The organism is Limnohabitans sp., assembly GCF_038134685.1.
Lineage (GTDB): Bacteria > Pseudomonadota > Gammaproteobacteria > Burkholderiales > Burkholderiaceae_C > Limnohabitans_A.
Genome location: NZ_JAYPVP010000002.1, coordinates 108,484 through 119,233, shown reverse-complemented (window position 1 = coordinate 119,233; position 10,750 = coordinate 108,484). Strand labels below are relative to the sequence as shown.

The following is a 10,750-nucleotide window of genomic DNA, read 5'->3' as shown; positions in this document are numbered from 1 at the left end:
GCAATGGGCACTGGACACCTATCGCAGCAACGGCGCTTACCAGCCCGATGCCTTGTCCAGCGGTCACAGAGCCTTGAGTGGTTTGGCCATGACCATGTTGTGCATCGCTGCGCAAACCCACGGCGACGATGCCAGCGTGGGCAAGGTCTACCAGCAGTTCAAGGACGCCAGCAACATGACCGACCGATTCAACGCGTTGTCGGCTCTGGTCATCAGCGGCCATGCACTGGCTCAACCTGCACTGGAGCGTTTCCACGCCTTGTTCAAGGACGAAGCGCTGGTGATTGACAAATGGTTTGCCCTGCAAGCTGGCGCGCCAGACCGCGGTGGTGATGTGTTGCCCAAAGTGCGTCAACTCATGCAGCACCCCGACTTCAACCTGCGCAATCCCAACCGGGCGCGCAGCCTGATCTTCAGCTACTGCAACGCCAACCCGGCCGCCTTCCACCGCCAGGACGCCGCAGGCTATGTGTACTGGAGCGAGCAGGTGCTGGCGCTGGACGCCATCAACCCGCAAGTCGCTGCCCGACTGGCGCGTGCCATGGACCGCTGGGCCCGCCTGGAGCAACCCTACCGGGACGCCGCCAAAGTGGCCATTGAACGCGTCGCCGCCAAAGCCGATTTGAGCAACGATGTGCGCGAAGTGATCAGCCGCGCTCTGGCCAGCGCCTGAATGTTTGCAAGCCCTAAGGAATCCATATGAGCAGCAAAATTTCCCTCTCTCGCTACCTGGTCGAGCAGCAACGCAGCAAAGGCAAGATACCTGCCGAACTGCGCCTGCTGCTGGAGGTGGTCGCACGGGCTTGCAAAAGCATCAGTCACGCCGTCAACAAGGGAGCGCTCGGTGGGGTGCTGGGCAGTGCTGAAAGCGAAAACGTGCAAGGCGAAGTCCAGAAAAAACTGGACATCATTGCCAACGATGTGCTGATCGAAGCCAATGAATGGGGCGGCCACCTGGCCGCCATGGCTTCCGAAGAAATGGATCACATCCTGCCCGTGCCCAACCGCTACCCGCAAGGCGAATACCTGTTGCTGTTTGATCCTTTGGACGGCTCGTCGAACATCGACGTCAACGTCAGCATTGGCACCATTTTCAGTGTGCTCAAGAAACCCGAAGGCAGCCAGGGCGTGAGTGAACAAGACTTCCTGCAACCAGGCAAAAACCAGGTCGCAGCCGGTTACTGCGTCTACGGCCCTCAGACCACACTGGTGCTGACCGTGGGCGATGGCGTAGCCATGTTCACGCTCGACCGAGAGCAAGGCTCTTTTGTGCTCACGCAAGAGAATGTCAGCATCCCGGCCGACACCAAAGAATTCGCCATCAACATGAGCAATATGCGCCACTGGGCCGACCCAGTACGCCGCTACATCGACGAATGCCTGCAGGGCAAGGAAGGCCCACGCGGCAAAGACTTCAACATGCGCTGGATCGCCTCCATGGTTGCCGACGTGCACCGCATCCTGACCCGTGGTGGCGTCTTCATGTACCCCTGGGACAAGCGTGAGCCGGGCAAAGCCGGCAAGCTGCGCCTGATGTACGAAGCCAACCCGATGAGCTGGTTGATCGAGCAGGCAGGTGGTGCTGCCACCAATGGCAAAGAGCGTATCCTCGACATCCAGCCCGATCAACTGCACCAACGCGTAAGCGTAATGCTGGGCAGCAAGAACGAGGTGGACCGCGTCACCCGCTACCACACCACGGTATAATTTTGCCCACGCCGATATAGCTCAGTTGGTAGAGCAACGCATTCGTAACGCGTAGGTCACCAGTTCGATTCCGGTTATCGGCACCAAACCAGAATCCGCACACGTTCAAAACGGTGCGGATTTTTTCTTTTTCCCTCTGTAAACCGCCGTTCTATCGTCCTAGGTGGTGCGGCAAAGTGTGCCACCATCCGGGGGCATGTGGGGGCACATTTGGGGGCATATTTTCTGAAAGTGGGGGCACATTGGCCAGGACTGGGCACAGCCACCACACAGCTGCCCACACCCGCAGGAAGGGCACCAGCCAGAAAGCCGGGGGCGCATCGGGCCAGGCTGGGGGCACTTGATCGGCCAGCGGGGGCACATTGCAGGGAGTACCCCCCCCTCCCAAAACCCGCGCACACAAAAATTCGAGGAACCGATCGGTTTCCGGGGTGGGAGGCCGGAAGTTTTCGGCCCCCCTCCCCCTTGGCACATGGCCACGCAGCAGCGACACCATGCAAGGCCGGGGCACATGCGGCCAGACTACCGCCCTTGACCCTGCCGATCGGTTAACCCTGTTAAACCCGAAAAACACGTTAAAAAATCTCCGCATGGGGAACCGTGCGGTTTCCGGGGATAGGGGCCGTGGACTTTTCACACCCCCTACCCTCCCCAGGTGGGCGGGTCCGCCTCCAAAGTGGGGGCACATTTTGAAGCCCAAAACACGCCGCAAACCTCGCCCATCGTTTTTTTGTGCGGGGACAGCGGGGACAGCGGGGACACCGCATAAATAAAGGCTTGCAGCGTCCCCGCAACTTTTTGGGTTGCGGGGACAGCGGGGACAAAATGGGGGTTATCCACACTGCAAAACGACTTATGCACAGAATTTGCCTGTTTTTTGTGCAGCTCCGCCCGTCACAAAGTGAAGTACTACAAGGGCAAAACGGGAATCACATTGAAGGCCGTGGAAGTCCGGCCAATGGGCACCGCTGGCGCAGGTCGTGGGGTGTTTATCTACCTGGTGCAGTGGGGTGGTTTTATACAGGTGCAGCGCGAAAGATAGCCCCGCCACGCCCCCCTATTCGGGCGGGCACTTGCAGGGCTTCGCCTTACTCGGTGTGGCCTGCCTGGTTGCCTTGCTTGTCGGTCGCTGGGGTCGTGGCCACATACGCCAGGTGAAGCCGCTGAATGTCCTGCAAGGCCCCCAGATAGGCGGGCACCCATGGCGGGATCGGCGTCTTACCCTTGAGCCAGTTGGTCGTAGTGTTCGGGTGTGTGCCTGCCTTGCGGCAGAAGTCGGCTTGTTTCCAGCCTAGGGCATAAAGTGCAGTGGCGAAATCATTGGGGGTCATCGTGTGGCCTTTGTGTGCGGTTGGTAAGCTGCCTTGCAGCTTATCATTGTTTCCCTTGATTGTGTTTTTCTATCGCATTTCATCACAATGACTTTATACGATGTCCATTATGTTAAGTTGAAATTGGCATTATTGACGCTGCCTATCGACCCACTTCGGCGCTGGCCAGCGCACGGCCACCAGCGCCAGCAGGTCACACATCCAAAGCGAAGATTGCAGGCGTTATCCGGTAACAGCGCCCACTCTTCATGCCAGGCAGGCCGGGTTTACAGTCGTAGCGCCCGGCTGCATCGGGCTTGATGCAGCCTTTATCCAGAAGGACACGGGCAACAGCCGCATGGTCGAAGCCTTTGCATACTTCACCCTTGAACACCTCGGGGAGAATGAAATATTCAACACTGACGGTTTCGGCGTCAGCAGAGTGCATCCGCTCGCCGTACTCCCGCTGGTGGTCTGCATCTGTCTTGATTGGCTTGCCGTCCTCGCTCACCATGCGCCGAAACCCCGCCCGGTGCAAAGTCTTTGCTGAGTGGTCATCACCTGCCCTGTGCCACCACGTAAACCGCCCCTCGCCGTGCGCCTCCAGGAAGGCCCGCACCTGCCGCAGCATGGCAGTAACTTCGCCGTCACCCGTGCCGCCCCGTGTGGCCAGCCAGGCGTTAAAGCAGGCCCGTGCAGCGCGTTCACTCTCACCCACTGGCCAGCCTGTCAGGCCCGCAGCCGTGGCCATCTCGCCAGCTGCCCCCACCAGCGCAAAGCGTTGGCCCACCCGTTGCACCTGCCCGCCCGCTGCCTCGGGGATGATCTGATCGGCCATGGCCTGCATACGCTGGCGCACATCGGCCCGGATGGTGTCGGCATTCGCCGTCAACCATTGCAGCCAATCGCGGCCTGGTGCGCCGTAGCAGCGGCCCGCAGCCTCTACGATCTGCCGTGAGAATGCAGCGCCGCCGCCATCGATGCCGTGCAGGCTCTCCAGCAAACCATTGCCAGCGCCAGCATCAGCGGGAATGTCGGCCATGCGCACCTCTTGCCCGGTACGTGCCCGCCTCATGCCTTCGGCCATGTGGTCAGACAGGCCCAGTTCACCCGCCGACAGAAACAGCAGCCGCCAGGACAGGCGCTGGCGTGGTGCGCCGTTACGGGTTGCCCGTGCCTTGCTCTGTTCGTTGGCCAGCATGTAGGCGCATTCGCCCGCCGTTTTGGGGTCCACCTGCGCCAGCTCGTCCAGCACCAGCAGGGCGTCGCAGTGCTGTGCGGCAATGGCTTCGAGTGCGTTGTCGGTGGTGCGCCAGCGTTGCAGGTAGTTGGCCCCGCCGTTGACGCTTGCCGCGACTTTCAGGGCCGTGGTTTTGCCCGTACTCGATCCGCCGCGAAGGTGAAAGCCGCCCGATTCAACCCCAGCCACCCGCAGCAGTGGCCCAGCAAAGGCGCAAGCCACCGCAAAGGCCAGCCGCGAATTGCCCACACACAGCGCCCCCACACGCTGCCGCCATTGGTCAGCCGTGCCGCGCTGGGTGAAGGTGTTTTCCATGGCGGCATCGCTCTGAAAGACGATCCGCTCGTCATCGTCGCCGAATGTCTCGCGGGGCAGGACAAAGGCCCGGCCATGCCAGCCAATGCGGTCGGTGCAGGTGGTGAAGGTGTCGGGGTTGCGGGTCTGGATGTACTGCGACAGCAGGTTTTTTGCCCTTTGCGCCGGACCGATCTGCAAACCCTGCCCCATCAGATAGGCGCGGTATTCTGCCCCGTCACTGCTCAACATGCGGGCAGGCATGGCCCATGTTTTAGGGTTGCCCTTTCGGTCAGTCCATTGCAGCAAGTAGCCCCAGCCGCCGCCATCCTGATCGGTGGTCAGTGATTGGACAACCAAGCGGCTGCAAACCCATATGGGTTTAGTCGGGTTGCCGTCCCGGTCAACGTCCGCATAAAACACGCCTTCATCACTGACGTGAAAACGATCCCACTCGGGCGCGGGCTTGCGGTCATCGCTGCCGCCTTCGTCACCGCCCCCGCCGTGGCCACCGTGCCCACCATTCGGCCCGCTGGCGCGTTTTTTCTTGGCGGGTGTGGTGTTGCCCTTGCTGGCACTGATCGCGGCTTGTGTGGCTTGCTGGTGCGCCTGCACCGCTGCCACCACACAGGCCCGCACCGCTTGCAGGCCGTGCGCCTGGTGCATGTCGTTGAAGTCGCTGCCGCCTTTGGGCAAGTCCACCGGGAACACGGCCAGCCCTTGCACTGCGCCAGCCGCTGCCGTGGCTTTGTCGCGTCCGGGGTTGTTTCCGGTCTTGGCTTGTGTGGCCTGGTCATCGTCACCGCACAGCACCAGCAGCGCAGCGGGGTAACGCTGGCGCAGGGCGTGGGCCACCTTGCCCAGGTTGCCCGCATCAAAGGCCACCGCCACCGGGTAGCCTGTGGCCTCGTGCAGTGTTGCCGCCGTGGCGTAGCCTTCGGCCAGCAGGATCACGGGCGCATCGGCAGGCCGATCACCTGCGCCAGCAGCATCGGGCACCGTGCCCAGCATGTGCCACAGGCCCGACTTGCGGCCACCGGGCAAGAATCGTTTTTCACCGCTGGGGGCAATGCTTTGCAGGTTGAACAGACTGCCCGCTTCATCGAACAGGGGCACCAGCAGCGCATCAGCCGCAAAGCGCAGGCCGTGGGCCTTGATACCCTTGCGCTCCAGGTAGGGGGATTGCCCTTCATCGCTGGCGCTGGCCCACCGTTTGGCGGCTTCGGTCGCTGCCGCTTCGTGGCGCTGCCGGGTTTCGGCCTGCTCACGTTCGCGGGCCTGGTCTTGCTGGCGATGGCGTTCGGCCAGTGCCTCTGGCGTAGGGGGTGCGGCCCGCTGGCCGTCCTTTGGTATCTCGAAGCCGTGCGACTTGGCCATGTGCAGCAGTGTGCCGATGGTCACTGCGCCGCCCGACTTGAAGGACTTCCAGGCATCGCGGCAATCTTTGGCGTTGAAGTTTTCCGCAGGCTGGGACCAATAGAAAAACAAGTCTTCGCCGGTTTCATCCGGAAATTCGGACTTGATCGCCATGCCGACCCGTGCCCATTCATGTCGGGGCAGGTTGGGCGGGATGTGTTGCAGTGCCGACCGGATGGTGTCGGGCGTGTGGTGTGTGGTCATTGTCGTGGTGTGGCTCACATGGCCGCGCTGGGTGTGTTTGTGGGTGTTTGGGGTTGCATGGCATCAGCGCCGCATCGGTGGACGCTTGGTCTTGACGCCAGGCGCGGGAGGTTTGCCCGGCCTGATCTGCACCAGCTTTCGGAAAGCGGTTTTTCCTTGCTGGCCGTCAATCACCGCAAGGCCATGCTGGCGCAGGCGGTCGGCTTGTGTTGGCTCTATCACGCTGGCGCGTTCGGGCTTCATACATCCCGCCAGGCGTTAAAGCAGGCCTGTGCAGCGCGTTTACTCTCGCCCACTGGCCAGCCAGTCAGGCCCGCCGCCGTGGCCATCTCTCCAGCAGCGCCCACCAGTGCAAAGCGTTGGCCAACATGCTTCACAGCATTTGGAGACCAGAAATCGAGAATGTCATCCTCAATATCGTGCATGCGCTGGATAACATCGGCCCGGATGGTGTCGGCATTCGCCGTCAACCATTGCAGCCAGTCGCGGCCTGGTGCGCCGTAGCACTGGCCAGCCGCCGCCACAATCTGCCGCGAAAACGCAGCGCCGCCGCCCTCGATCCCGTGCAGGTTTTGCAACATCCCCATGCCTGCGCCAGCATCGGCTGGAATGTCGGCAACGCGCACCTCTTGCACGGTACGTGCCAGCCGTTGCACTTCGGCAATGTGGTTAGAAAGGCCCAGCTCACCCGCCGACAGAAACAGCAGCCGCCAGGACAGCCGGGGCCGTGGTGCGCCGTTGCGGGTTGCTCGTGCCTTGCCCTGCTCATTGGCCAGCATGTAGGCGCATTCGCCCGCCGTTTTGGGGTCCACCTGCGCCAGCTCGTCCAGCACCAGCAGGGCGTCGCAGTGCTGTGCGGCAATGGCTTCGAGTGCGTTGTCGGTGGTGCGCCAGCGTTGCAGGTAGTTGGCCCCGCCGTTGACGCTTGCCGCGACTTTCAGGGCCGTGGTTTTGCCCGTACTCGATCCGCCGCGAAGGTGAAAGCCGCCCGATTCAACCCCAGCCACCCGCAGCAGTGGCCCAGCAAAGGCGCAAGCCACCGCAAAGGCCAGCCGCGAATTGCCCACACACAGCGCCCCCACACGCTGCCGCCATTGGTCAGCCGTGCCGCGCTGGGTGAAGGTGGTTGGTAAAGAGTGTTGGTTCATGGTCGTGGTGTGGGGTTGGTTCGGGTTTGTGGTCATTGTTCAGGCCCCTTCTTTGGTCTTGGATCGGCTCTCGATCCATGCCAGGACTTCATGCTCACGCCAGGCCACAGCGCGGCACCCGATGCGGACAGGCACCGGGAAGCCTTGTCCGCTGTCCTTGGACATGGCGGCATAAATGGACGTTTTGGACAGGCCGACCAGCTCACACACAGCGGGCAGGCGCAGCAGTTTGGGGCGGTCAGCCGCCGTTGTTTGCGGGGGTTTTGCTTTCATGGGCGTTTCCTTTTATTCGGTTAAGCCCTGCACAGTGCAGGTAGGCAAATCGTGAACCGAAGAAAACGCATAAACGATGCAATAACGGGATTACTTTTTACCGCTACCGCACCGGGTAACACCGATCACGCCCGCCCGATCCCACGGGCTACCTGGTGCACCAACGGCATTGGCTATGGCTGCAACCGTAGCGGGCGAATTGAGTCCGTGAAGGCGGCGCAGACGGACATCAAGGGACCGGACAAACGCCGGGCTCTTACCATGCTTGCGCTTCTCCAGTCGCACGGGTAGCGCGTCACGGTGAAGGCCAAGAACCAGCAGGCCCGCTTCTATGGCTTCGGCCAGTTCAAACGCCATAAAACCGTAGTCCCTCCCAGCCATCCCATCAAAGCCGAAAACCACGGCTTCATCGGGCACCGTCTCAAACTCCAACAACCACGCCTTACCACTGGGTAAAGCATGGCCGTCTATCGCCCGTTTGATTGAACCTCGAAGTGCCACCAGCTTGGCCCGCACGTCATCCAACAGCAAACCTTCGGGCTTTGTGGCCGGGCGGGTCTCCTCGTTGTTTGCGTCATCAAGCGCACAGTGAACAATGTTCAGCAGGACGAGCGGCGCTATCCCTTTTTTTTCAATTTGTTCCCAGGCGTTTTTCATGGTCCGATGCGCTTCGGGGTCTATTCGCTTTACGCCCAGGTACGCCAGCAGCTTGCGGGCCAGGTCTGCACGCTTTTTGGAGTATGGGTGACGCTCATGCTTAAAGCGCTCAATCAACTCTTTAAGGTCGGCAACATGGCCTTTACTTGCTTTGCTCATACCTCGCACCCTCCCAGGTGCAGCCCTTTGTGAAGGAGCACCCAGCCAGGCGGGAAGGGAGGCCCGCCATTGGCCCCAGGGGATCAGCTCGGGGTTAGGCTGGGTGCGATTCAGTCATTCACCGCTGGCGCAGATTCACGCCACAGGCTGGGGCGCAGCAAGCGGCTGGCGGCTTCGTGAGCTATCTCCAAAAGCTCAGACTGTGTTTCCAGGTATTCAGCCAAAATGAACAGCTCTCGGGATGCTTCAAGGCGGCAAGGTTTGTTGTCCTGTTCGCGCTCAACATCAGCGCAATGACCTGCAACTGTCGCAAGGTGCGTAGCTATTGACCAGACGGTTGAAGCAATGCTATCCATGCCAGAAACTACCCCGGCAAGCTCACCCGCAGACCACTGGCTCATGTTCTTTTCTTGGAGCAAACGGAGCAAAGTCGGCGCACTGATCGGCCCACGGATAACGGGCTTGATTTCATCGCGCAAGGCGTCAACTGTCGCGGGAATGTTGGTTGTATGGTTCATGGTCACGCCTCCACCGTTGCAGATACAGCGCCAGCAGGTGCAGCGCTTTGCAGGGTGCGCAGTGCCGACAGGGCTTGAACGGCCTTGCGGGTAGCACCGGGCACGTTGCTGGCGCTGGCCCGCAGGTAGTGCAGGGCCATGGCCAGGGCGTTTTCTGCCGCCTGGTGGGCCTGCATTGCGGCCAGGTCTTGCGGGGTGGTGGGCGTGGCCGTGGTTTGGCCGTGCAGGTGGATCACGTTGGATCGCATGGTTTCATTCTCCTTTGCGAGATTTGAAGCCACCCGGCCACGTTTTGAAGCGCAGCGGGTGGACGGGATGTTCAAAACACGCGCAAAGACGTGCGCCAGGCGTTGCCGATCTGGCCATCCCGCCCAAAAACCTGCACCCAGCGCCAGCATGTGGCGTGGGCAGTGTCCAGACGTGACAAAACCTCACTATCGGGGAGGCTGCACCGCTTTGCGAATGGTGTTTTGAAGCACCGGCCCCGGTCAGGGGTTGGCGCGATTATGGCACGGGGTCAGGGCGGGCCGTCAAGCCCCATTGCCGCCGCCGTCATCGCTGGCGCAGGGCATCCCCCAGCCAGACAGGGCCGCAGCCAGCAGGGCACCGCCCGCCCCTTTCTTGGCTTTGCGGATGCGTTCGGGCGGTATGCCGTATTCGGCCACGGGCTTGTTTCGGTAGGGCACGCGCTTTGTGCGAAGGATCACCAGCCAGCCATTTCGCACCATGCGGGCCGCAGTGCTTTTGGCCGCAGCCATGCCCACACAGGCCCGGTGCGCCATCTCTCGAAGCGTGGGGCCTTGCTCGGGTGTTGCAAGCTCTCGCACGGCCTGCAAAAGCGCCGCATGAACTTCACCCAGGGGACGACCCCGCCCCCGTGTTGCTGCCGTTTGGTTTGCCATGCCGCAATTGTCGAACACGCCAGGGCCTGCAAGCCACTGCAAGACATGGGGCGCACTTGCAAGCCGCTGCAAGATGGCCACCCGCCACGGCCAGCAGGCGCAGCAGCACCGCAGCCGCCCGGATGAATGGGCACCAAGGGAAAGCCCTTCGCGGCCATTTCCGGGGGTGTCCGTGTGAGTGCGAAAACTGCCGACAGCGCCCGCAAGCCACTGCAAGACATGGGGCGAGATTGCAAGACGCTGCAAGACGGCCACCCGTCACGGCCAGCAAGCCAGCGCCAACGGTAAGGCGCACCGGCTGGCCGTGCAGGCTCATGGCGTGAGCCACTTGGCCGGGTTCCCCGCATCGGCTGGGCGCGGCCACCAGTCGGCAGGCTTGCGGGTGGGCCGGGTGGTGCTGGAAGGTGGGTGTATGTATGTGAATGAGTGATTTTCTTTCACATAGTAAGAGTGTCCCCGCTTTGTCCCCGTAATGTCCCCGCTTTGTCCCCGCAAGCCAAAACGCAGCAAACCCGCATGAATCCTCAGTTCTGTCTGTTTGTCCCCGCTGTCCCCGCAGTTTGGCGGGTATAAGGCGCGGGGTTTTGTGTCCACACGCCTGCACTTGGCGTAAAAAAACCGCCTCGGTGGGCGGCTGGTGGGGGTTGCATGGGATTGCGCCTGGTGCAGTCATGCGGCCCGGTGGGCTTCCAGTTGGATCACTTCGGCGCCCGTGCGCAGGGCGTCCAGGTGGTCAGCCCACCATTGCATCAGGCGAACCCGATCATTCAGGAAGGTGGATCGCAGGTAAGCGGCCCGCACCTTGTTTCTGTCCTGGTGCGCCAGGGCGCGTTCGACCACATCACCCAGCGTCCGGTCGTGCTCGTTGGTCACTGTGCTGAACAGTGACCGGAAACCGTGGGCCGTGGCGTCCGGGTAGCCC

General features: G+C 61.8%; 13 protein-coding genes and 1 tRNA gene. 4 read left to right on the top strand and 10 right to left on the bottom strand.

Annotation, left to right across the window (positions count from 1 at the left end; genetic code table 11):
- From AAFM15_RS01570 to AAFM15_RS01560, 3 genes are all read left to right on the top strand, one after another.
- A partial coding sequence (locus tag AAFM15_RS01570) for an aminopeptidase N C-terminal domain-containing protein (RefSeq protein WP_371833063.1) occupies positions 1 to 673 on the top strand: 673 nt, incomplete at its 5' end.
- Between the two features lie 26 nt (positions 674 to 699).
- A complete protein-coding gene (locus AAFM15_RS01565; RefSeq protein ID WP_341684944.1) occupies positions 700 to 1,707 on the top strand; it encodes a class 1 fructose-bisphosphatase in 1,008 nt (335 codons plus the stop codon).
- A gap of 10 nt (positions 1,708 to 1,717) precedes the next feature.
- Positions 1,718 to 1,793: transfer RNA gene (locus tag AAFM15_RS01560), tRNA-Thr, on the top strand.
- Between the two features lie 1,002 nt (positions 1,794 to 2,795).
- Here the strand turns inward: AAFM15_RS01560 and AAFM15_RS01555 are convergent.
- From AAFM15_RS01555 to AAFM15_RS01515, 9 genes are all read right to left on the bottom strand, one after another.
- Entirely contained in the window at positions 2,796 to 3,038 is a 243-nt protein-coding gene (locus AAFM15_RS01555; protein WP_341684943.1) for a hypothetical protein, read from the bottom strand.
- Between the two features lie 193 nt (positions 3,039 to 3,231).
- On the bottom strand, positions 3,232 to 6,171 hold the full coding sequence (locus AAFM15_RS01550) for a DUF927 domain-containing protein (RefSeq protein ID WP_341684942.1): 2,940 nt from the start codon (positions 6,169 to 6,171) through the stop codon (positions 3,232 to 3,234).
- Between the two features lie 63 nt (positions 6,172 to 6,234).
- Complete coding sequence (locus AAFM15_RS01545) at positions 6,235 to 6,414, bottom strand: hypothetical protein (protein WP_341684941.1); 180 nt, start codon at positions 6,412 to 6,414, stop codon at positions 6,235 to 6,237.
- Complete coding sequence (locus AAFM15_RS01540; protein WP_341684940.1) at positions 6,411 to 7,319, bottom strand: DUF927 domain-containing protein; 909 nt, start codon at positions 7,317 to 7,319, stop codon at positions 6,411 to 6,413. Before AAFM15_RS01540 ends, AAFM15_RS01545 begins: the two co-directional genes overlap by 4 nt.
- Positions 7,320 to 7,358: 39 nt before the next feature.
- Positions 7,359 to 7,592 carry an AlpA family phage regulatory protein gene (locus AAFM15_RS01535; RefSeq protein WP_341684939.1) on the bottom strand — a complete coding sequence of 78 codons (234 nt, stop codon included), beginning with the start codon at positions 7,590 to 7,592 and terminating at the stop codon, positions 7,359 to 7,361.
- A gap of 90 nt (positions 7,593 to 7,682) precedes the next feature.
- A complete protein-coding gene (locus AAFM15_RS01530) occupies positions 7,683 to 8,408 on the bottom strand; it encodes a hypothetical protein (protein WP_341684938.1) in 726 nt (241 codons plus the stop codon).
- A 110-nt stretch (positions 8,409 to 8,518) separates the two neighbouring features.
- Positions 8,519 to 8,926 (bottom strand): hypothetical protein, encoded by a 408-nt coding sequence (locus AAFM15_RS01525; RefSeq protein ID WP_341684937.1) that lies wholly within the window; start codon positions 8,924 to 8,926, stop codon positions 8,519 to 8,521.
- A 2-nt stretch (positions 8,927 to 8,928) separates the two neighbouring features.
- Entirely contained in the window at positions 8,929 to 9,174 is a 246-nt protein-coding gene (locus tag AAFM15_RS01520) for a hypothetical protein (protein WP_341684936.1), read from the bottom strand.
- Positions 9,175 to 9,456: 282 nt separating this feature from the next.
- Positions 9,457 to 9,828, bottom strand: coding sequence for a hypothetical protein (locus AAFM15_RS01515; RefSeq protein ID WP_341684935.1), 372 nt, complete (start codon positions 9,826 to 9,828; stop codon positions 9,457 to 9,459).
- A gap of 178 nt (positions 9,829 to 10,006) precedes the next feature.
- On the opposite strand from AAFM15_RS01515, the gene AAFM15_RS01510 reads away from it, so the two are divergent.
- Positions 10,007 to 10,258 carry a hypothetical protein gene (locus AAFM15_RS01510; protein ID WP_341684934.1) on the top strand — a complete coding sequence of 84 codons (252 nt, stop codon included), beginning with the start codon at positions 10,007 to 10,009 and terminating at the stop codon, positions 10,256 to 10,258.
- Between the two features lie 239 nt (positions 10,259 to 10,497).
- Here the strand turns inward: AAFM15_RS01510 and AAFM15_RS01505 are convergent.
- Positions 10,498 to 10,750: tyrosine-type recombinase/integrase (locus AAFM15_RS01505; RefSeq protein ID WP_371833062.1), on the bottom strand; the 253-nt coding region annotated here is incomplete at its 5' end.